18 protein-coding genes and 1 pseudogene are annotated in these 22,659 nt (G+C 61.8%); 15 read left to right on the top strand and 4 right to left on the bottom strand.

The annotated features are described in order from the left end of the window. Positions 1 to 226: 226 nt before the first annotated feature. Positions 227 to 1,621 (bottom strand): aminotransferase-like domain-containing protein, encoded by a 1,395-nt coding sequence (locus BMI01S_RS23345; protein ID WP_028232320.1) that lies wholly within the window; start codon positions 1,619 to 1,621, stop codon positions 227 to 229. A 182-nt stretch (positions 1,622 to 1,803) separates the two neighbouring features. Here BMI01S_RS23345 and cyoA point away from each other — a divergent pair, with 182 nt between their 5' ends. From cyoA to BMI01S_RS43155, 15 genes and pseudogenes are all read left to right on the top strand, one after another. Next, positions 1,804 to 2,817 carry a ubiquinol oxidase subunit II gene (cyoA, locus tag BMI01S_RS23350; RefSeq protein ID WP_028232319.1) on the top strand — a complete coding sequence of 338 codons (1,014 nt, stop codon included), beginning with the start codon at positions 1,804 to 1,806 and terminating at the stop codon, positions 2,815 to 2,817. Between the two features lie 7 nt (positions 2,818 to 2,824). Next, on the top strand, positions 2,825 to 4,834 hold the full coding sequence (gene cyoB, locus BMI01S_RS23355) for a cytochrome o ubiquinol oxidase subunit I (RefSeq protein ID WP_028232318.1): 2,010 nt from the start codon (positions 2,825 to 2,827) through the stop codon (positions 4,832 to 4,834). A gap of 3 nt (positions 4,835 to 4,837) precedes the next feature. Beyond that, positions 4,838 to 5,443 (top strand): cytochrome o ubiquinol oxidase subunit III, encoded by a 606-nt coding sequence (gene cyoC / locus BMI01S_RS23360; protein ID WP_028210201.1) that lies wholly within the window; start codon positions 4,838 to 4,840, stop codon positions 5,441 to 5,443. Then, a complete protein-coding gene (gene cyoD / locus BMI01S_RS23365) occupies positions 5,440 to 5,814 on the top strand; it encodes a cytochrome o ubiquinol oxidase subunit IV (RefSeq protein ID WP_028232317.1) in 375 nt (124 codons plus the stop codon). The genes cyoC and cyoD overlap by 4 nt, the downstream gene beginning before the upstream one ends. Before the next feature lie 161 nt (positions 5,815 to 5,975). Further along, on the top strand, positions 5,976 to 6,374 hold the full coding sequence (locus BMI01S_RS23370; RefSeq protein WP_028232316.1) for a carboxymuconolactone decarboxylase family protein: 399 nt from the start codon (positions 5,976 to 5,978) through the stop codon (positions 6,372 to 6,374). A 194-nt stretch (positions 6,375 to 6,568) separates the two neighbouring features. Then, a complete protein-coding gene (locus BMI01S_RS23375; RefSeq protein WP_042290733.1) occupies positions 6,569 to 7,186 on the top strand; it encodes a histidine phosphatase family protein in 618 nt (205 codons plus the stop codon). 200 nt (positions 7,187 to 7,386) lie between these two features. Next, positions 7,387 to 8,070: a MarC family protein gene (locus BMI01S_RS23380; protein WP_028210191.1), complete on the top strand. Its 684-nt coding sequence runs from the start codon at positions 7,387 to 7,389 to the stop codon at positions 8,068 to 8,070. Between the two features lie 1,786 nt (positions 8,071 to 9,856). Next, positions 9,857 to 10,885, top strand: coding sequence for a ParM/StbA family protein (locus BMI01S_RS23385; RefSeq protein WP_154671391.1), 1,029 nt, complete (start codon positions 9,857 to 9,859; stop codon positions 10,883 to 10,885). After that, entirely contained in the window at positions 10,882 to 11,193 is a 312-nt protein-coding gene (locus BMI01S_RS23390) for a hypothetical protein (RefSeq protein ID WP_154671390.1), read from the top strand. Before BMI01S_RS23385 ends, BMI01S_RS23390 begins: the two co-directional genes overlap by 4 nt. 676 nt (positions 11,194 to 11,869) lie before the next feature. Beyond that, entirely contained in the window at positions 11,870 to 12,028 is a 159-nt protein-coding gene (locus tag BMI01S_RS23395) for a hypothetical protein (protein ID WP_154671389.1), read from the top strand. Next, the gene (locus tag BMI01S_RS23400) at positions 12,025 to 12,954 is read left to right on the top strand and encodes a site-specific integrase (protein WP_051381527.1); all 930 of its coding nucleotides are present in this window, start codon (positions 12,025 to 12,027) and stop codon (positions 12,952 to 12,954) included. Before BMI01S_RS23395 ends, BMI01S_RS23400 begins: the two co-directional genes overlap by 4 nt. Then, positions 12,944 to 13,900, top strand: coding sequence for a hypothetical protein (locus BMI01S_RS23405; protein ID WP_154671388.1), 957 nt, complete (start codon positions 12,944 to 12,946; stop codon positions 13,898 to 13,900). The genes BMI01S_RS23400 and BMI01S_RS23405 overlap by 11 nt, the downstream gene beginning before the upstream one ends. Before the next feature lie 886 nt (positions 13,901 to 14,786). After that, on the top strand, positions 14,787 to 15,029 hold the full coding sequence (locus BMI01S_RS41000; protein WP_154671387.1) for a hypothetical protein: 243 nt from the start codon (positions 14,787 to 14,789) through the stop codon (positions 15,027 to 15,029). Positions 15,030 to 16,333: 1,304 nt separating this feature from the next. Beyond that, on the top strand, positions 16,334 to 18,424 hold the full coding sequence (locus tag BMI01S_RS23415; protein WP_244145339.1) for an AAA family ATPase: 2,091 nt from the start codon (positions 16,334 to 16,336) through the stop codon (positions 18,422 to 18,424). Between the two features lie 719 nt (positions 18,425 to 19,143). Then, positions 19,144 to 19,292 (top strand): annotated as a pseudogene (locus BMI01S_RS43155) (porin); the annotation flags it as partial. Positions 19,293 to 19,356: 64 nt separating this feature from the next. On the opposite strand, the gene BMI01S_RS23420 reads toward BMI01S_RS43155, so the two are convergent. The 3 genes from BMI01S_RS23420 to BMI01S_RS23430 are packed head-to-tail and all read right to left on the bottom strand — an operon-like array spanning position 19,357 to position 22,650. Further along, on the bottom strand, positions 19,357 to 20,184 hold the full coding sequence (locus BMI01S_RS23420; protein ID WP_028232081.1) for an ABC transporter ATP-binding protein: 828 nt from the start codon (positions 20,182 to 20,184) through the stop codon (positions 19,357 to 19,359). Position 20,185: 1 nt separating this feature from the next. Then, a complete protein-coding gene (locus BMI01S_RS23425; RefSeq protein ID WP_244145338.1) occupies positions 20,186 to 21,568 on the bottom strand; it encodes an ABC transporter substrate-binding protein in 1,383 nt (460 codons plus the stop codon). A gap of 47 nt (positions 21,569 to 21,615) precedes the next feature. Then, positions 21,616 to 22,650 carry a branched-chain amino acid ABC transporter permease gene (locus BMI01S_RS23430; protein ID WP_028210186.1) on the bottom strand — a complete coding sequence of 345 codons (1,035 nt, stop codon included), beginning with the start codon at positions 22,648 to 22,650 and terminating at the stop codon, positions 21,616 to 21,618. Between the last annotated feature and the right edge of the window lie 9 nt (positions 22,651 to 22,659).

The following is a 22,659-nucleotide window of genomic DNA, read 5'->3' on the forward strand; positions in this document are numbered from 1 at the left end:
CATTATGTGGGCACGCGCGCGCAGGGGCACTGAAGAAAGAAAACGTAGCATTTGCGATGCCAGAGCAGCCGATGAAGAACACGCAAGCGCGAGCCGCGAAGGCCGCACCTCGCGCGATGGTGCGTAAGGGTGCGCGCAGGTGCGTAATCGTGGGTGCAGGTGCGCAATGGTGGGCGAAGGGTGGGCAATGGTGCGCGCCGCCGCGCGACTCACGAGCGAGGCGCCGTCACACGATCACTTGCGCCTGCGCGCTGCGGTCGTTCGCGAGCAGCCCAGAAAGCTTGCGCAGCGCGGCCTGCAGTTGTTCGCGTTCGCCCGTGGCGCCCAGCGAAATGCGGATGGCATTCGCGGATTCCGGGCCTTGCTGGAACGCCGTGGAGGGCGCCACGGCGAGGCCCTCGGTGCTCGCGGCGGCGGCCAGTTCGCGCGCTTGCCAGTAACGCGGCAGCGTGTACCAGAGGTGGATGCCCGCGCCCGCCGACGAGCCCAGCGTTTGCGCCGCGATGCGCTGACGCTCGCGCGCCTCGGCCTTCACGCCAGCGAAGATCTGCTCGGCCACGCCTTCCTCGATCCAGTGCGTGGCGAGCGCGTTGGTGAGCGGCGCGGCCATGAGCGAGAACGCACGCAACGCGCTCAGGAGGCGCCCATGCGCTTGTTCGTCCGGCAGCGCGAGATACGCCGTACGCAAACCGGGCGAGAGCGTCTTGGAAAGCGTCGCGAGATAGCACACCTGGTTCGGCGCCAGACGCGCGAGCGGGGGAGGCGCGTCCGGCGCGAAGCGCCAGTAGGGATCGTCCTCGACGATGCGCGCGCCGCAGCGCTGCGCCACCTGGAGAATCTCCAGCCGGCGCGACTCGGGCATGGTCGCCGTGGTCGGGTTTTGCAGCGTGGGGTTCAAGTAGACGAGCCGCGCCGCGTGTTCGCGGCAGGCTGCTTCGAGCGCGTCGGGGCGCATGCCGTGGGCATCCCCGGCAACCGGCTCGACGCGCCGGCCCAGCTGCGCCGCGGCGTGCGGCAAGCCCGGATACATCAGCGGCTCGGCAAGGATGGCGTCGCCGGTTTGCGTGAAGGCGAGGATAAGTGCTGCGAGCGCCGCCTGCGCGCCGGGGCAGACCACGACGCGCTCGGGCGCAACCTGGCCGAGCATCGGGCGGAGCCACCTGGCGCCCGCTTCCCAGTCGGCGCGGCCGCCGCCGCCCATGTGATAGGTCATGAGCAGGTCGGCGTCGCTGCGCAACAGCACGCGCGACATGCCCTCGCGCAGGAGGACATCCATCTCGAGGCCCACCGGTGGCGGCGGGATGTTCATGCTGAGGTCCACGCGTTGCAGCAGCTCGGCGCGCGGCGCGGCGATGAAGGTGCCGAGCGGCCCCCGTGCCTCGATCAAGCCACGCCGGCGGGCTTCGTTGAAGCCGCGCGTGACAGTGGTCAGATCGACCGCGAGCAGGGCGGCCAGGCTGCGCTGCGCGGGCACGCGCTCGCCCGGGCGCAGCGCGCCTTGCGCCACAGCGTCTTCGATGAAATCGGCGAGCCGCAGGTAGCGCGGGCCGCTGCCGCTTTGCATCGCCGTGGCCCATGCATTGATTTCGCCGGTGCTCGGGGAAGGGTGATCGTGTGTCATTGTGTCGCGGATGTATGCGTCATGTCTTACTCTAGCATGCGTGCATGAAGCGCGTAAATCCATACATATAGGCTATGTATGGCATCTGCGGCGGCGCGTGGTCGTGCGATTGGGCGGCTCGTGCAGCAGCAGAATGAGCACGTATGGATGGGTTTGCGCGAACGTCAACCTCGGAACCAGACATGCGCAATCCAGACCCTCGCTCGGGGCGGGCCGCCACGGCCGGCCCGCCGCCTTCACCCCGTACTCCCGTTATTGCCCGCTTTCTGCGTCGCGCCTCGCTCGTCGCCGCGGCCGGTCCGCTCGTCCTGCTCGGCGGCTGCAACATGGCGCTGCTCGCCCCGAAGGGCGACATCGGCGTGCAGGAAAAGAACCTCATCCTGATCGCGCTCGGCCTGATGCTGCTCGTCGTGATTCCTGTGATCCTGCTCACGCTGTGGTTCGCGTGGCGCTATCGCGCCTCCAACACGAACGCGACCTACGCGCCGCGCTGGTCGCATTCGACTGCGATCGAAGTGGTGGTGTGGTCGATTCCCTGTGTGATCGTGCTCACGCTCGGCGTGCTGATCTGGCGCACGACACACTCGCTCGACCCATATCGCCCGATCGAGTCGCAAGTGAAGCCGGTGCGCGTCAACGTGGTCGCGCTCAACTGGAAGTGGCTCTTCATCTACCCGGATTACGGCGTGGCCTCCGTGAACCAGCTAGCGATTCCCGTCGATACGCCGGTCGAGTTCAACCTCACGGCCGAGTCGCTGATGAACTCGTTCTTCATTCCGCAACTGGGCAGCCAGGTTTACGCGATGCCGGCCATGCAGACGAAGCTGCACCTCATCGCGAACGCGCCCGGCGTCTACGCGGGCCGCTCGGCGGCTTTCAGCGGCCCGGGCTTTTCCGACATGCATTTCGACACGCTCGCCAAGAGCCGCGCCGATTTCGACGCGTGGATCGCGCAAGCGAAGGCCTCGCCCACGATGTTGAGCCGCGCGGCCTATGAACGGCTCGCGCAACCCGGCGAAAAGACCCCGGTGACGCTCTATTCGAACGTCGCGCCCGGCCTCTTCGACGGCGTGGTCGGCAAGTACATGCGCGACGTGCACGGCAACCCCATTTGCGGCACGGTCCCCAGCGCGGTCCCGGGCAGCGGCGCCCCGGCGCTCACGCTCAACCGTAACGCCATCCTGGCAGCGGAGTAATCACACCATGTTCGGAAAACTCACGCTCGACGCCGTTCCCTGGCACGAGCCGATCATCATGGGCACGGGCGCCGTCGTAGCGCTCGGTGGCCTCGCCTTGCTCGCCGCGATCACGCTCGCGGGGAAGTGGGGCTATCTGTGGCGCGAGTGGATCACGTCCGTCGATCACAAGCGCATTGGCGTCATGTACATCATTCTGGCGGTCGTCATGCTGCTGCGCGGTTTCGCCGACGCCATCATGATGCGCGCGCAACAGGCCATCGCCTATGGCGACGCGGCGGGCTATCTGCCGCCGCATCACTACGACCAGATCTTCACGGCGCACGGCGTGATCATGATCTTCTTCGTGGCCACGCCGCTCATTCTGGGCTTGATGAACGTGGTCGTGCCGCTGCAGATCGGCGCGCGCGACGTCGCCTATCCGTTCGTCAACTCGCTCTCGTTCTGGCTTTCGGTCGTGGGCGCGGTGCTCGTGATGGTGTCGATGTTCGTGGGCGACTTCGCAGCCACTGGCTGGGTGGCCTATCCGCCGCTCTCGGAACTCGGCTACAGCCCGACCGTTGGTATGGATTACTACATATGGTCGTTGCAGCTATCGGGCCTCGGCACCACGCTCTCCGGCATCAACTTCATCGTGACGATCCTGCGCATGCGCGCGCCGGGCATGGACATGATGAAGATGCCCGTGTTCGTATGGACGGCATTTATCACCAACATCCTGATCGTCGCGGTGTTCCCGGTGCTCACCGGCACGCTCGCGCTGCTCACGATGGACCGCTACCTCGACATGCACTTCTTCACGAACGAGCTGGGCGGCAACGCGATGATGTACATCAACCTGATCTGGGTGTGGGGACACCCGGAGGTGTACATCCTGATCCTGCCCGCGTTCGGTGCGTACTCCGAAATCATTGCCACGTTCTCGGGCAAGCCGCTGTTCGGCTACAAGTCGATGGTCTACGCCACGTCGTCGATCGGCGTGCTTTCGTTCTTCGTCTGGCTGCACCACTTCTTCACGATGGGCTCCGGCGCGAATGTCAATGCGTTCTTCGGCATCATGACCACGGTCATTTCGATCCCGACGGGCGTAAAGCTCTTCAACTGGCTCTTCACGATGTATCGCGGCCGCATCCGTTATCACAGCGCCACGCTCTGGACGATCGGCTTCATGGTGACGTTCGCCGTAGGCGGCATGACGGGCGTGCTGCTGGCCGTACCGGGCGCGGACTTCGTGCTCCACAACTCGCTCTTCCTCGTCGCGCACTTCCATAACGTCATCATCGGCGGCGTGGTGTTCGGCTGCCTCGCCGGCGTGAGCTTCTGGTTCCCGAAGGTATTTGGTTTCACGCTCAACGAGTTCTGGGGCAAGGTGTCGTTCTGGTGCTGGCTGATCGGCTACTGGCTCGCCTTCACGCCGCTCTACATCCTCGGCTTCGAAGGCATGACGCGCCGCATGAACCACTATGAGGTGGCCGACTGGCATCCGTGGCTCGTCGTGGCGCTCGTGGGCGCGGTGTTCGTGGGCATGGGCATTCTCGCGTTCATCGTGCAGATCATGGTGAGCCTGCGCGATCGCGAGGCGAACCGCGACTTGACCGGCGACCCCTGGGACGGCCGCAGCCTCGAATGGTCGACGTCGTCGCCCGCGCCGTTCTACAACTTCGCCGTGCTGCCGGAGATCACCTCGATGGAGCAGCACTGGGACAACAAGGAAGCGGGCCGCGCCTGGGTGCAGCCGCGCAAGTACGAAGACATCCACATGCCGCGCAATACCGGCGCCGGTTTCATCATCGCGGCCTTCAGCCTGCTGTTCGGCTTCGCGATCGTGTGGCACATGTGGCTGTTCGCGGCGGTGGGCCTGGTGGGCATGATCGCCACGTTCATCGTGCGCAGCTACGACCAGGATGTGGATTACTGGGTTCCGGCCGCCGAGGTCGAGCGCATCGAGAATGCGCGCTTCAGACAACTCGGCATCAAGCGTTTCGAACAACCCGAGCAAATCGAGGAGATGGCGTAAACCATGGCTCACGCTGCTACTACTCACGCCCATGGTCATGGTCACGATCACGACGACGGCGCCAGGACCACGCTGGGTTTCTGGATCTACCTGATGAGCGATTGCCTCATCTTCGCGACGCTCTTTGCCACGTTCGGCGTGCTCGCGAACGCGACGGCGGGCGGTCCAGGCGCCAGGGAACTATTCGAACTGCCATACGTGCTCGGCGAAACGCTGCTGCTGCTCGCGAGCAGCGTCACGTTCGGCATGGCCATGCTGAACCTCTACGCGCAGCGGCGCGGCCAGGTGATCGTGTGGCTCGCCGTCACGTTCCTGTTCGGCGCGGGCTTCGTCGCGATGGAGGTGAACGAATTCGCCAAGCTCATCGCCGACGGAGCCGGGCCAGGCACGAGCGCTTATCTCTCCGCGTACTTCACGCTGGTCGGCACCCACGGTTTGCACGTCACGGCGGGTCTGCTGTGGATCGCGGTCATGATGCATCAGACCTTCAAGTTTGGCCTGACCGGTACGATCCGCCGCCGTCTCGCATGCCTGAGCCTTTTCTGGCACTTCCTCGATCTCGTGTGGATCTGTGTGTTTACGTTCGTTTATCTGCGAGGTTTCCTGTGAGCCAATCCCATGCCATTCACCACGCTGGTGACGACGCGTCGCACGGCAGCTTCAAGGGCTACATGATCGGCACCGTGCTTTCGCTCGTGCTCACGCTCGCGTCGTTCGGCGTAGTGATGTGCCGAGTCGTTTCGCCGGAGTTCGGGCTCGCGGCCATCGTCGTTCTGTGCATCGCGCAGCTCGTCGTGCAGCTCTTTTATTTCCTGCATATCGGCGCGTCGCGCAGCCAGCGCGCCAACACGGGCATCTTCATCTGCACGGCCTTTCTGATTGCGGTGATCGTCGGGCTTTCGCTGTGGGTCATGCATAACGCCAACGTCAACATGATGCCGTCGCAGATCTCGATCGACCGCGCCATGGCGCACGATTGACTGGCATCTCGCGTCTGCGATGCTGCCCTCGAAGTGGCGTAGCGCCATGACCGGGAACCGACGGGCCGCTGCGGCGCCGCCTCGCAAGGGGCGGCGCCGCCGTGCTTTGGGCAGGGCCGCGGTACCATCGCTCATCCCTTTCGTGCAGAACGGAGACGACGATGAGCGAACACAACGACAACGCCGGCGAGGCCGGCAAGGCGCGCCGCACACTGGTGATGGGCGAAGCGTTCGTGAAACGCGCGATGAGCGATCTCGATGGCTTTTCGCGCCCCTTGCAGGAATGGCTCAATGAGCACGCGTGGGGCAGCACCTGGCTGCGCGAGGGTCTCGATCTGAAGACACGCAGCCTGTGCACCTGTTCGATGCTGGCCGCGCTCGGCCGCAGCACGGAGCTCAAGGGCCACATACGCGGCGCGATCAACAACGGCGCAAGCGTGGTCGAGATTCGCGAAGTGCTCTTGCATAGCGCGCTCTATGCGGGTGCGCCGGCCGCCGTCGAGGCGTTTCGATGCGCGCGGGAAGTGCTCACCGAGCTTGGGGTTGCCATGCCAGAGTGAGCGGCGTCTCGCGGGGCAGATTGATTTCGTAGTGCGAAGAAATTGAGCCGTGGCAGTTGCCACCATCGCACTGCTTTCGAAATGCCTTCGTTTGCGTGGCGTAACAACGGGGAGGGGAGCGACGCAAAACCCGCGAAACAGGTATCCTCCAAACATCCCGCGTGCTCCACGCGGGGCTCGAACTGGAGTCTCCAATGTCCGCCAACCCTGCCGGTTTGACCTCTGGCGTGCGCGAAATCTGGCTGATCCGTCATGGAGAAACGCAGTGGAGCCGCTCGGGGCAGCATACGGGACGAACCGATATCCCACTGACCGAGCACGGACGAGAGCAGGCGCGCTCGCTGGCGCCGACGCTCGCCGCACAGCACTTCGATGCGGTGCTTTGCAGTCCCATGGCGCGCGCCATCGAAACGTGCCAGCTTGCAGGCCTTGGCGAGCAGATGACGATCACGGCCGACCTGCACGAGTGGGACTATGGGATCTACGAGGGCCGCACCACGACCGATATCCGCAAGACCGAACCCGACTGGAGCGTGTGGCATTCGCCCATCGCGCAAGGCGAGGATCTCGCGCGCGTTCAGTTGCGCGCGTCGGCGGTAGTGGAGAGCCTGCTTGCCTTGCGGGGCCGCGTGGCGCTCTTTTCGCACGCGCATTTCCTGCGCGCATTGGGGGGCTGCTGGATCTCCGGTTCGGCGGCGTTGGGCGAGCATCTGTATCTCGACACGGCTTCGGTGAGCATTCTCGGCTTCGATCACGAAAGCCGGGCGCTACGCCGCTGGAACGCATTAGGGGAGCGCAGGGCGCTGATGTGAACGGCACGCCGGCCGCGCGCCTGGCCCTGTGATCGATGCCCAGGACAGCGAGAGGCGGCGGCGGCCATCAGGCTCGCGGCGACGAGGGGGATCGGACGGCTGGGGCCAAGTTGGCGAACGCTATGCCAATGAGACCATCGTCTTATGGAACGGGCCGCCCGCCGGCTCCTATACTCCCGGGGAGCCACGGGAGAACAGGGATGCTCAATCAACTCTCCGATACCTTCCTCCTCGTCTTCGCAGGACTTTTTCCCGTCATCAATCCACCCGCGGCGGGGTTCATCGTCCTGAGCATCCTTCCGCACGCGACGCCTGGCGAACGGGCAATTCTCGCGCGGAGCATCGCGATCAATAGCCTTTTCATCCTGCTTGGATCGCTGATAATGGGCGCTTATGTGCTGTCGTTCTTTGGCATATCGATACCCGTATTGCGGGTTGCAGGCGGGTTGGTCATCGCGTTTGCCGGCTGGAATCTGCTTCATAATTCGTTCGGCGACGCGCGCAGTGCGCCTTCGGAGGCGTCGCCTGATGCGGCGCGCAAGGACACGCTGCGCGCCATGGCGTTCTATCCTTTGACGCTGCCTGTCACCGTCGGGCCAGGATCGATCGCGGTTGCGATCGCCCTGGGCACCGGCCGGCCGCGCGGCCAGGTGCAGATTGTCAATGTCGTGGGCGTTCTGCTGGCGTTGGTCGTGCTGTGCGGCTGCATTTATCTTTGCGTGCGTTTCGCCGGACACGTCGGCAAGCGGCTCGGCCCCGTAGGCACCGAGGTGATGATGCGCTTGCTCGCGTTCGTGCTGCTGTGCATCGGGATTCAGATTCTGTGGCTCGGGCTCGATGATCTGCTCGAGTCGGTGCCGCTTTCGGTCAGCGTCAAGCCGTGAGGTTTGGGGGAAAGCGACATTTCAAAAAAGCCGTAACAAGCAAAACTTCGCTAATTTGCATTATGTTAAATGAGGAGAAGGAAGCGATGCAGCGTCTTGTTCAAGGCATCAGACCATAGCGGCACGGAAAATCTTAGCCCCTTTCAAGCCCGGAGGCTGCTACTCGGGCAATCTGCTGCTGGCGACGCATCAACAACACAGCGTGGCTGCTGCGGCAAGCGGCCGCGTTGCGAAGCGTACCGTCAAGCGGTTGACGTCGCCTCGCGTGAAACCAGGAACTTGAATCTGCGGTAGATTCCGCGATGCTCCAAGCACGTTGGTGGGGGGGCGCCGATTCGACTCCATCACACGTTTCCCGCGGCACTCCTGGAGCGCTGCATTTGGAGGCGCGACCGCCGGATGCCCACATGGAACGCCAGCAAAGTCCATCCGAGGCGACGCTCAAGCAATCATCGGATTCAATTCCCACCAGGTTCAACGGGCCCTGTCGCAACGCTAACTACGCCAGCAAGATCATCTTGTTTGTGTGTCAGCAACGGGTCAGCCCAAAAGGACCAAACAACCTAGCACCCATTCACCTACCCACAGGCCATGGTGCGCGTCGCCCAGAGGCATCGGCCCTGACCTCGACGAGCAGGAAAAATGCAACCTGCAGCCAAACCCGTCCTATCGCCAAAATTTCCATCAGCTGCGTCACCTTTTTTGTTGTAGTACGACGGCTGTGTCAGGGTCCCCTAAAGAGCCAGGATTATCCGGCAAAGCCCCGCCAGACAAGGCAAAGGCAGCGCCACCCTTACGTGCACCCGGGATCCTTAAACGCAACAGGAGCCCAGCTCAATCTGGCCGCGGTTGGCTACCGGAATTCGTCCGCTTAACGTCCTTCCGCCGCTTCCACGTCCGGACGGGGGGAACATGCACCAGATTGCCACCGCCGGTGCCGCCCCTACGCTGAATTCCGCACCGGCCGACCGCCCTCCGTGGCGACGGATCGATGCATTGGCGCGAAGTGCTACATATGTAGCACTTCGTACTGCCAATTCTGCCGCGCCGCTCCCAAAGTCCGACTTAAGTAGGACTTTTCAACGATTTCGCCCTTCATGCCTCTGCTGGAGAGTCAGGAAGGAGCACGGAGCAAACAAAGACGACGAAGACTCTTGACGCAGACCTCCGAGGCATGCAGAATGCAACGCAGATAGGTAGAACCTGCTTTACCCTCAGCCGCCACTGCGGCATAACTCTCAAGCAAGACAACGGGCACTGTATTTTTGTGCTCCGTGCAAGACAAGCGTCACGCCTGACCCACGACTCTGCCGTGGATCAGGTGGACGTGCACCGGCAACGCGGTTGACCTGGACTTTCCAGCCCGGGCTCGCGCTCGTCACGTGCGGCAATGCACACCCTCTCCCCGCAATCATCCTCGCCGCTTCAGGCTGTCACTGCCTGTCAATGCGCGCCGCGTCCCCGGGAATCAATCAAATTTCCACATTCTGTCTGACCGCCTCTCACCGGTCATGGTGTCACGCGCCTCGTCCGCTTCGTGCCGCCATTCCGAAATAGCTGAATCCGACCAGTCGAGCCCGTGCGCGGGCGCGCCGGCACTGCCGTAAATCTTTCAGAAGCACCAGCTTTATCCGAGTTCCCCGACATCTACGACGGAGGATTGCGAACGCCCAGACTAACTGCCTGCTACCCTTGGCGTTCTGCGCGAAGGCATCGCGCGGCGCATGACGGGATTACTGCGCATCCCAAGACGCGCAGCTTTTTTCAGTAACCACAAGGACTACTCATGATCTTCCACGAACCGACTCTCACTCTTTCACCCGCAGGCGTAGCCATGGGCATCGACGTGGGGTACAAGGCGGTCAAGGCAGCCTGCGCCGACGCCGGTCGCATGCAGACATTCAGTTTCCCCTCGGTCGTGGCGCCTGCAGCCGACGCACCGCTCAATTCGAGCACCCAGTTGCTCGGCAACCGGAAATCTGAACTCGAGATCAAGATCGGCGGAGAAGCTTTCATCGTCGACACCTGCGACACGGAACCTGACTCAACCAGCGTCGTGCGGACTGAACTCGACGATTTCCCACGATCCAAGGAATATGCCGCACTGGTATTCGCAGCGCTTCGCTCCAGTGGATTCAAGCGATTCAAGCAGCTCACCCTTGGCCTGCCGCTTCATACCTTTCTCCGACACGCGGAATTTCTCGTCCACAAATTCCGCGGTGTCCACGAGTTTGGCCATGGCGAGTTTGTGGTCGAGCAGCTGACCGTAATCCCGCAACCCCTTGGCGCCTTCTACGCGTTTGCCAGGAACAACTCTGTACGCCTCGACACCCGGACTTCAATCGCCGCAGTAGACATCGGATACGGTACAACCGACATTTTCACCGCCTCGGCGAGCCTGAAGCCCGACAAGGAGCGATGTGGCGGCTTCCCGGGCGGCGCAGCGCTCGTCCTGCGCGAGATCGCAGCCCAGCTCCAGCAGCAATATCAGGGAAGATTCAGCAACCTGGATCGCATCGACCGGGCGATCGTCGAAAACCGACCGCTCGTCCACAGTGGCGCGGAGATTGACCTCACGCCGTTCCTCCAGCGCACACAGCATGTCACGACGCCGATCTGCAAGGCCATTGCGAATTGCCTGAAGACGACCGAAGATCTGACGGTGCTAGCAACTGGCGGCGCGGCCCACTACTACCTGCCTGACCTGCGCAAGACGCTGAATTGCAATGTAGAGGTCGTGGAAAACCCGCGCTTTGCGAACTCGATTGGATTTTGCCAGGCGGCAATCGATGCATGCGCGAGGAGCGCGAAATGAAATATCGCGGCCAATACACGGTCAACTCATCGATGCACCCCCTGCTGTGCGAGTTCCTGGCTTCCGAGTCCTCGGCAAAGAAACGGTCGGCGGCGATCACATGGTTTGCAGAGTTTGGTTGTGCTCTTCACAAGCTGGCTCGAGATGGCCGGCTCGACGCCTCCGGGGCAGCACTGATCGCTAATCTCGTACCGTCGCAGGTCATCCTCCAGCAGCTTCCGGCGGGGGAAGAGCTCACGAACCAGCTACTCGAGAACGCAATCGGTGGGTTCAGCTTCTCCTCCATGGACCTGCAGGACACTGAATGACCGGGAGACCGGCCGGGCGAGTCCACGGGCCTCACCGTTCCTGCCGCGGGATGCATCAAGAATCCCACGCAGGAACGGTAACGATCCTGTGCATCACCCGTTGTTGTTATGCAACACCTTCGCTGATCAGTAGTGCTAATATACGAGCAGCCCCCGTGGCATTGCTTTGAAATTCGGCAAGTCCCCGCCGGAACATGAACTGGCCTGGCGTACGACGGACAAGGAATACCTTCCGCTCGCACTACAGGTTTCAGACAACCATGCTTTGATCTCCTGTGTCCTGAGGACATGGCGAGAACATCAAGAACGCGTGTTCTTCGCGGCCACTGTGCACGTCCGCTCCTCGCGCGGCGGCACAGGCTCATCCATACCCCCGTTCGATCCGACAGACCCGCAGCTCAGTCGCGCCTCGCGACGCCCTGGACCGGAGCGCGCAACAGTCCCCTGCAACCGGTTCCCCGCCTGCCTTGCGCCCCCCCTTGTCACGGTCGCGCACGCCATCAACCCGCAACGTCATCGACATGCCTCACCTCAGAGGCTGCAGCATTTTGCTGCGCGGGTTGCGCCCACCCCCTCCCGGGCGCGCAGATCTACGGAGGAACACGTCATGGTTCGACGTAAGCGGTATTCGCGGCTTAACCAGCCGGCCGTTGTTGCGTGGCTTCGGCGTTGCGCGATGTCGCGCATCACCGGAGTTGAAGCGCGGAGCTACACACTGGATTTCCTGGTGGAAGAGCTGCGGACGCGCTTCGGAATTGAGGTCCACCGGACGACGGTCTTGCGCTTCATCCACCGGATCGGACTCGACTTTGCATGGGCAAGGAGAACCAAATGAGCCGCAGGACCAAATCCCTCTCCGCAGCCGAACAGGCGCGCCGCCTTGTTTCCCAGGTACTCATACTTGGGCACAAGAAGTCCGACTTGGGTGCGCACACGCGAGACCTGATCACCTCCCTTGGCACCGCACGGAATTACCAGCAGTGCGTAAAGGATTTTCTCGAATGGCGCCTGGCCGCCGGCGTCGGCGTCGATGCCGTAGCCTGCCGGCTCGAAATCGAGAACTACCTTCTAGTCGAAGGGAAGCGCTGGCGCCAAAAGACATTAGACCAACACAGACAGGCGCTGGCGCTCGTGTTCTGTATCACACTCCCCGTCTTCGACGCAGACATTGAGACCTTTGTCGACGGCCGGGCATACACGCACGCAGAAGTCTGCGCAATCGCCAAACGGCAGTGCTCACGGCACAGCCTGTCGACACACACCATTTTTTATTCCGGGATGCGCGCGGTCGAGATGTACGAGTTGCGTGAAGTAGACGAACTTGAACGGACTGCCGACCGCCCATGGCGAAATGATCTCTTCACGGGCTTCCCTGACGGAGCGCTTTTCAGCACAACCGGAAAGGGCGGACTGATCCGTCTGGTATGGCTTCCGTCAGATCTCGCCGAAGCAATACGGAAGGTACGGCTTGGCGAACCGCTTGAGGTCATCGACCGGGGAATCAACCGCACCTCCATGTTCGATGTTGGAGGCGGCCAAAATTTGTCGCAGTCGTTCACAGACGCCAGCAAGCGCGCGCTTGGTTACAGTCTGGGCATTCATGGACTGCGGCATGCCTATGTCCAGCGACACCTCGAAACACTGCTTCGACTGAAATTCGCCGTGATCGACGCCCTGGAGATCGTTTCCCAATATGTCGGACACCTTCGACCTGAGATCAGCCTGGCGTATACGCCAAGGAGAAATGGCCATGACGCGTGATCAACGCCGGCCCACGGGTATGCGATCGCGTCCCGCGCGGAATGGAACAGTCACGTACTACGTGCTCACCAAGGCCGGAAGACGCATCAGCCTGGGCAAAGACTTCACACTCGCATGTGTGCGCTGGGTTCACCACCGAAAAGATGAGGTCAAACACGACCCTCCCGCTACCGCCATTGCATTGCTCGACGCGTTCGTCCTGTGTTCACTTCCACAACCGAACGAGCAGGCTGCAAACTGGCGATCCTTCGAACTCAATACGTTGCGCGATTACTTTACCGGGTGCGGGAATCCTGGTTTTGACGCCATCACTGGTGAGAAGTGTTTTCTCAACTGGTGCAAACGTGAGAACCGCGTCCGGATCCCCGACGGGCCAATCCGCTTGTTGCGCCGTGTCTGGAAGTTTGCACTGGAACTCGATCTCACCAAACGACCCTGCCCATGGAGCCCCGTCGATCTCCGGCATCTGCGCGTAACCCTGGAAGCCGTCGACGTCCTCAGCATGTTCGCCACCGGCTCGCTCAGGCAGTTGCTGCTGGAAATACTGGGGAGTGGAGACTCAGACGGGACGACGACCGGACAATCCAGCGCCCTGGAGAACGAAGGAAGTCTCGCTGCAGATCTTCTGGTGGCCATTGACCAGGCGACGTCTTCTCTCCGCGCCAGCGGGAGAGCACAGCTTGTACCGAGAACCGCCAGCATCACTCCCGCCGAATTGTTCACGCTTCTGCAAACACCGGAAGTTGAACTCGCCAGGCCGCCCGGCAGACTTTTGCTCGAGCATCGCCGACTTGAACTCAAGAAAGCGCTCAATTCGGATAAGCGCACGGCCTCGAAGAAGCCGGCAACGCGACCGCTGACGGGCGAACGCGAATCAGCCGATCCGTCAGCTCCCGTAGAGCAGACTGGACGCGTGAGCAATAACCAGATCGGGGGAGGAGTCTGACAGGAGAACCGCTGATTGAACTGCCGCAGCCCGATAACCCCGTCCATCGCCAGCCGCTCGCGACCCGCAGCCTGCGTCCAGTCCGCGTCGTCGCGACACGCTACCTGTCCCTTTCGAACCTCGTTTCGCGACTCATCGACTTGGCTTCGAGGACACCCCGACAGCGCGCTCGTTGAGGCCTCGAGAGATTCTCGCCGGCCACGCGGCAGAGGTGCGTCCGAGATGCTCCGGCAAGACGGCCGGGTCAGCTGCGGTGAGCTCTGCTTCTGTCGTAATTCCCATTCTCGCAAGAGGTTCGTTCGCGCGTCGTCCAATCCCGTTGACCTTCTTCGCCGCCAGCGGCCAGATGCGCGATTCGAGATCGGCATTGAGAGGATCGTGAGGCCGTCCGGATTGTCCAGCTCTGAGCCGATCTGTGCGAGCAGCTTGTTTGGCGCGATCGCGATGGAACACGTGAGGAGTCGCAGATGGAGCGGTCATACGCCGGGCCGTTGGCGTGTGTCTGAAACTCTGAAACGGCTCCCGCTGGATCGGCGCATTCGCCTCATTGGCACCCGCGTTGGCTCACTCGACTGCGCGACCACTGACAATCCCGCCGCGATAGCGGCCGCATCGGACTTGCCGTTCGACCGCTAACGGCGCCGGATCGAACGTAACATCCCGACTGATTCCGGCTATGAGATCAACACGCCAAAGGCACTCCCCGCCGCGCCGCACCCGCCGCTTACCGATGTTGAAGGATGAAGTTTGCAGCCGGGCTTGCCTGAAAACTGCATGCGGCTAATATGGAGAATCGACCGGGCGGCACCGAGTCGCACATGATGCTGTATCTCGACGAGGTAACTCGAAGCCGGGTTCGGGCGATACTTTTCCAGAGGAGCCTGTAATGAAAAGACGCAAGCGCCATGCCCCGCTTCCCGACGAGACATCCAGTGAACTCCAGGCACGCCTGCGGCGTTTCGCCCTCGCCACCCGTGAAGAAGCCCTGCGCCCTGTCAATGTTCCATTTCCGGAACACGTCACCGTACTTGCAGGCCCGCTGCTCAAGGTCCGCAGGAAACCCGCTGACGCACCCGCTGAATCTGGGCGAAACAGCAATAATGGCCAGGGATCGGATGAAGACGAATAGCGGATCCGAGGACATTTTCCCGTGACTATTCGCTGGGGTACCCTTCCAGCGCAGATTTCTGCCTCCGTGAATAAGCCGATCTCCTTCATGGGCGACCCGACGTCGATGATGCATCTCGCATGCGTTAATGAAACCTGCGCGGTCATGTACGGAGCGTTCGACGACGCGCTTTCTCTTGAAGGTAGCCACATCCCATGGACGGCGACCTTGCCGCCGCCCCGCCTCCGCGCATGTCACAGGGAATGCAGCCTCGCGACGCTGAGCACTCCCTGAGTCCCCGTGTCAGACGACACGTTCTTTGCTCCCCACGATTCGACACCTACACGGATGAGCGGGCCTAACGCGCCTGTCCACAATAGTTTTTGTCGCCGTGCCCAGTTCCTCGCCTTCAGTCCCCGACGCACGAGTTCCTTTGTTCCCGCCGTCCATTCGGGAAGCTGATAAACCTCACGAACGTCATGCATGAAGCTTCCGGTTGCGCCGCGGTGATGCTCTGTTAGCCGCCGGCGCTCCACATCTCCGGCCACGTGCTGTACCCGGATCATCACCCGGCGCGACTTGCGCTCTGAAAATCTCATGAGAAGCTGAAAGTGTCACGAACGTCAGTCCCGAGCGCCGTGACAACGCGGCCGACGCGCTCCGCACGCGCGTTTTTGCATCCACCACGGTAAAGCATGCGACATCACGTGCACAAGCTCACCAACACCTGAATTTGGAGTACGAATCAATGAATTGCATGAGAAAGCTTCTGAAGATTGCCATCGATGAGGCGCATGGGTTCCTTATTGACGTCCTTGCCCCTCTCATTACTTTCGTCAGATGGCTACGCCGTAACGGCAGGAAGTGAGTTCACCGCATCCCAACTCAACGGCCACGGCCTTCGGAGTCAGCGTATGAAGATTCGCCGGTTTACCTACAAGCCCAATGGGAAATCCGTGACTCGCGTTTCGAGCAAACGGATGACGCTTTATGTACCCGACGAAGTTCCTGTCGAGGTTATCCGGCTCTGGCTCGCCCGTCTTACCGTAGAACTGCCTCGACGCCTGTCGACGCTGCGTTACGTCCGACGGCGCGAAACCAGGAGAAAACGCGTCCCGGTTTGCCGGTTCAAAAGACGTCGCACCCAGCGCAGGCGCGTGCGTGTGCCGGTCCGCTTCTGGCGTCACGAAGCGGCCAGGTAAGGCACCCCACTGGCAGCCCCGCTTCTCGCTGTCGACTTGCGTCGCGAGGAACGGGTCGCATACTGGATCCAGATCACCCGGACGACAATCTTCGCATCATCCCAAACCCGCTCTCATGAGATCATGATGAAAACCTTACATTTCGCATTACTTACCATATTACGCGTTGCTGTAATTATCGCCTGCCTGGCTTATGTGCATCACGAATGGCACGCGCTACTTCACCACGAAACCGTGCATGCTCTTGCTGTTTCGGTCGTGACGCTTGTTGCTGCATCACTGATCTGGGTTCCAAACCGCGACGTGCGTGGCTGGACATGGACAGCATTCGTCGTGCTTGTTTTCGGCATGACGCTCGCAGCGCTCACATTCACGACATGGAGTCCCGCTGCCATTGCCGCCATCGCGGCCGCTTCTTTCAAGCTTTGGCGTCTGCACCAGCGCCGTGCGCCTGTCGGGATTATTGTGGAAGGCACGCGCGTGTTCATCCCGCTTGAAATGAAGATCACGTCCCGGCAGCCTGTACCAGATGTATGTCCTGAAAATCGGGCACCGGCGGCACGCACCAGGCTGGCAGCTTCAGCAAACGAGTTGCCGGCTTTTCAGGAGCTACCGGTTGCTCCGACGCCGGCACATCAGCCGGCCCCCAGTCACGAGCCGCGCGCAGTACCGGCTGCCCAGGTAACCACGCCCGGCTGGGATTTCAGCGAGAGCGTTCGAAAGCCGCGACATGACTTTTCATCTGTCGTCGGCATGCAGGAGACGAAATCGCGCCTGTTCCGCATGGCCCGAGAGATTGTTGAAGGCACGTTAAATTCACACAGGAACGGCATCCTGCTGTTCGGCGACGGTGGCAACGGCAAAAGTTTTTTCGCCGAAGGGCTGGCGGGCGAACTCGACATGCCCTTTCTCTCAATCAGCTACGGTGATATCGCGTCGAAGTGGGTCAACGAAACCCCAGCAAAGGTCAAGGCAGTCTTCGCCGAGGCACGACGGATAGGGATCTGTGTGCTTTTCATTGACGAGATAGACTCCTTTATCAAGCCGCGCGACGGAAACGTTCACTCCATGGATCGTGACTTGACCAATGTGATGCTCACCGAGATCGTTGGACTGCGCGGCTCGAAAGTGATCCTCGTCGCAGCAACGAACTTCCTCGGTGGCATTGACTGCGCCGGCACACGCGACGGTCGCTTCGACTTCAAGATCGAGATCCCGCCGCCCGACGTTACCGCCCGGATCGCACTTCTCCGGCGCTCGATCACTGCGGAACTGGGCGAGGGTTTCGCCAAGCGTGAACCGATTTCAGCGCTCGCCCGCCGCTGGGAAGGATTCAGCGCCGCACGGCTTACAGCACTGGGAGGCCAACTGCGCGAGATGCATCGCGACGGAATATTCACGGGCCCGGTGACATTCGAAATCGGCATGCAGGCAATGCGCTTGTTGCGGGGGCGCAAGGGACGCCTGCCTGAGGACGTCAAGAAAATTTCCGAAATCATCATGCCCGATACATCCCGCGGTGCTTTGCGAAATCTGGCCTACCGCATGAAGGAAATTGAAAATCTTGAGAAGCTCGGCTCGACACTTCCGCGCGGCGTGCTATTTGTTGGGCCACCGGGTACGGGGAAGAGTCAGGCATCCCTGTCCCTTGCCAAAGCAGCTAACTTCGCATTCTTAAAGATTACTGGTGCAGATATCGTCGCAGATCCACGTTCGTGGGACACGCTATACCGCGAAGCCTGTGACATTCGTCCATGTGTTGTGTTTATCGACGAGTTAGATGGAATCCTGGGGGATCGACGACACAGCGGACATGGAATGCTGACCGAAAAGATCCTCGACACACTAGACGGGGCTTCCGGCCTGACACCCGATGTGCTCTTCATTGGGGCTACTAACCATTACGAACGAATTGACACGGCCGCAGTACGTAGCGGCCGGTTTGAGGAAAAGATCCTTTTCGACATTCCCACGAACAAGGCGATGTCCGCGTACGTGCGAGCAGTCGTCGCCAATAAACTGGCTGGCGCATGGAACGTGGAACCGGAAGCCGTTGCCCAGATGATCAGGCTTCTCGGCGGCCGGACTATCGCCGACGCCGACGCGCTCCTGCGCAAGGCGGTCACCATCGCGGCGGTACGGCGCATGCGCGAACGTACGGCGGATTTCCGGGCCGCCGACGTGATACTCGGGGCGCAATCAATCTTCCTCTGACGATCCGTAGACCACCTTAATTCTGCCTCTGTCGCGACACCAGGTGTGTCGCGACGAAGGGCCGACTGCGAGCTGCCGTTGTCCGACCAGTACCTCGACCGCCCGTCAAATGCCGGTGGTCGCGCCCGAAGTTTTCGCTACGGCCGACTACCTCTGCTCTTACTATCTTAGAACGCCAGACTCTGATATCTGCCCTCGCAACTCTGACGTCTCGATCGGCAGCAGCGTTTTGCCGACGCTCACGGCACGGTTCTGTGACGGTGGCTAACTGGCAATCCGCGTGTTCGGAGCTGTTGTCATGTTGTCGCGTTGGCTGCACCAGATATCAAGATTTACGCGGCTATAGACTTGCTGCAGCGCCACTTTCATCACCAGATAGTCCTGCAAAGCCCATCGCAATAGAGCGCAGCGGCAAGGCTTGGTCTGTCGGGATGCTTTGATACACGTGCAGCAAGAGTTGCCGCTCGGATGCCGGATTCGATCGGAAACGGTAGGCCATCCCCTGACGCTGGATCGAAATATCCTGCGGCGTCGCTGAAGACGAAATAACACGCGCTCGCGTGAGGCGCGGATCGCGACTTCCCGACCGCGTAAGTTCCTTTGATACGGAGTGCTCCCTCGCTCTGCTGCGAAAAAATTCGCGTGCGCGATGGCCTCTTGTGGGTCGAGGAACACGCCAAGCTGCTCCCAGTGCTGCTGAAGGCCTAGTCGTACGTGGCGACAACCTCGACAACTGGACCCGCATCAATAACTCGATCAAGTACGTGAGCACGTTGATGGGCGGTCTCAAGCTGGGTGCGCTATATGGCTTCTCAAACAGCTGGAGGTTTCGACAACGATCGCGCCTACAGTCTTGGCGCGTCGTATCAAATAGAAAATAGACAGGTAGGTCTTTGTCGGCACAATCTCCGGCGCGGCCCCGAGCATTCAACTCACCCGACCTCAGGAATCTGCACGGCTGCCTCTGGCACAGACTGACTGTTACGTTTCACGCGCCGCGCCGTGTAATCGACGGCTTTGCCCCCCAGATAAGCGTCCCGCAGCGCGTCCAGTTGCGCAAGTTCGGCCGACGCGCCCTGTGCCACGACGCGTCCCCCTTCGAGCACATACCCGTAGTGGGCGTAACGCAGCGCCATCGTCGCGTTCTGCTCGGCAAGCAGGAAGCTCACGCCCTCGTCGCGGTTGAGCGCCGCAACGATCTCGAAGATCTCCTCCACGACGAGCGGCGCCAGCCCCATCGAAGGCTCGTCGAGCAGGACGAGCGCTGGACGCGCCATCAGCGCCCGGCCGATCGCCACCATCTGCTGCTCGCCGCCCGACGTCAAGCCGGCCGGCGTCTGCCGCTTTACCTTCAAACGCGGAAAGATCGCGTAGATCCGCTCGATGTCCGCCCCGATCTCCGCGCGCCGCGGCCGCCGCGCGAATGCCCCGATCCGCAGGTTCTCCTCGACCGACAGATGCGCGAAACAGCGTCGGCCCTCCAGCACCTGAACGAGCCCGCGCTCGACCAGTGTCCACGGCTCCACGCGTGTGACATCTGCGCCGCGATAGACGATGCGTCCGCCCGTCAGCTCGCCGCGCTCGGCACGCACGAGGTTCGAGATCGCCTTGAGCGTGGTCGTCTTGCCCGCACCGTTGCCGCCAAGGAGCGCGACGATCGCGCCTTCCGGCACCGCCAGCGACACCCCGCGCAAGGCGGGGATGATCTGGCTATAAGTCACGGCGATCTCGTCGACCTGCAGGATCGGGGTGCTCGTCATGTCAGAGGTCCTTGCTGCAATCGCGCGGCGTAATGCCCTTTTCCTTCGCATAGGACAGGGCCGACTTCTCGATGATCGGACGCAGCAACGCGCGGTCGGCCTGAACCCAGTTGCTGATCACGTTCCACTTCTGGCCGTCCCATTGCTGAAAGCGCACCGCGCCGCCGCCCTCGTGGTCCGAGCAGGTCAGCTTGAGCGGCTGGACAAGACCCAGCGCGCCGAGTTGCTTGAGGCGCGCATCGTCGAGATCCAGATGCTCGAAGCCCCAGCGCACCTGCTCACCCGTCAGCGGCTTGTTGCCGAACTTGCGCTGCGCGACGCGCACCGCCTCGACGTTCAGAATGCCGTTCACCACACCCAGGTTGTAATAGACGGTGCCGAAGCGCGACGCATCCTTGAGGTTGCCGTTACCCGGCTTGACCACGTACTGGTTGATCGCCTGCAGCACCGGGTAGTCCGTGCCCGAGGGGTGCGTCGTGATCGAAATGAAGCCCTTGGCCGCGTCGCCCGCCGGACGCACGTCTTCCTCGGAGTTGCTCCAGATGTTGCCGATGATGTGATCGACCGGATAGCCGACCTTCTGCGCAGTCTTGATCGCCACGGGGTTCATCACGCCCCAGCCGCGCAGGATGACCCAGTCAGGATTGATCTGGTGAATCTTCAGCCACTGCGAACCCTGTTCGTTGCCGGGGTGCGGAACCTCGATCTGGGTCACGTCGAAACCGTACTTCTTCGCGAGCAGATCCACGACGGGAATCGTCTCGCGGCCATACGGCGAGCCGTGATAGAGCACGACGATCTTCTTGCCCTTGAGCGCGGCGAGTCCGCCGGAACGCTGCCCGATGTAGTTGACGATCGCCGAGACCTCGCTGTACGGATTCAACTGCAGCGGGAACACGTAGGGAAACACCGCGCCGTCGGTCGAATCGGTGCGGCCGTGGTTGATCGTGATGAGCGGAATCTTGTCGGCCGTGGAACGGTCGAGCGTCGCGTAGGCGATGCCGACCGACAACGGGTTCGTGGCCGCGGTCGGCGCGCCGTCGGGGCCGCCCTTCTTCAGACGCTCATAGCACTCCACCCCCTTCTCCACCACGTACTCGGTCTCGCACTCCTTCCATACGAGCTTGACGCCGTTGACGCCGCCGTCGCGCGCATTGATCAGTTGCAGATAATCGATGAAGCCGCCAAAAAATCCGCTGCCGCCAGCCGCATAAGGGCCGACCCGATAGCTTTGCAGCGGAAAGTATTCCTCTCCCGCAGCATGCGCTTGAGGCAGAGCGCCGATTGTGAGCGCGAGCGCGGCAACGAAGGCAGAGGACCATTTCCCCCATTTCGCGCCAACGGCGCGAAGAGGACGCTCAGAACGAATAGCATTATTTTGCATAACCAAATATTCCATGAACGATAAAAGAAACGACGAAAACGAATGAATCAGGTTTGCTTCGATCGGCGTTGGCGGACGATCTGCACGAGCCTCGCGAGGCCTTCCGGTTCCTTGATCAGGAAGACGATGATCAGCGTGCCGAACACGATCTTCTGCAGGTTCTGCACCTGGTCCGCGCCGATGCCCGCCTGCGCCAGCGCACCCGCCGCGTTCGAAAGCAGGATCGGCAGCAGCACGATGAAGGCCGCGCCCAGGAAGTTGCCCGAGATGCTGCCCATGCCGCCGATGATGATGATGAACAGCACCTGGAAAGAGAGATTCAGGTTGAAGCCATCAGGCTCGATCGTGCCGAGATACGCGAAGGCCCACAGCGCGCCCGCGATGCCGAGCACGAAGGAACTCAGCGCGAAGGCCAGCAGCTTGCTGCGGCCCACCGGAATGCCGATCACGCGCGCGGCTGCCTCCATGTCGCGCACGGCCATCCAGCGCCGGCCCAGTTCGCTGCGCACGAGGCTCGCGCCGAATGCGAAGAGCACCGTCGCGACGCCGAGCACGAACAGGTAGCGCGACACCGGCGTGTCGATGCGCCAGTGCCCTATTGCGAGCTGGGGTGCGTTCAGCACGCCTGAAGTGTCGTAGTTGGAAAACCAGCCCACGCGCGTGAACAGCCAGACCACGATGAACTGCGCGGCCAGCGTCGAGACGATCAGGTAGAAGCCTTTGATGCGCAGGCTCGGCAGGCCGAACAGCACGCCGGCCCCTGCGCTGAAGAGGCCGCCGAACAAGAGCGCGAGCGGCAGCGGCAGCGCGGGCACGCGCACGAGCAGGTTGTAGGTCGCGTAGGCGCCGATCGACATGAACGCGGCCGAGCCGAGCGACAGTTGCCCCGCATAGCCGGTCAGCAGGTTCAGGCCGAGTCCGGCTAGCGAGAGGATGAGGAACGGCACGAGGATCGCGTTCAGCCAGTAGTCGTTCGCCACGAGCGGCACGCCGGCGAATGCGACGAGCGCCGTCGCGAGCGGCACGCTCAGTTGGCGCAGGTTCACCCGGCGCGGTTCGGCAAGGGTACGGGTCAGTTCCATCACGGTTTC

Source organism: Paraburkholderia mimosarum LMG 23256 = NBRC 106338 (genome assembly GCF_000739815.1).
GTDB lineage: Bacteria > Pseudomonadota > Gammaproteobacteria > Burkholderiales > Burkholderiaceae > Paraburkholderia > Paraburkholderia mimosarum.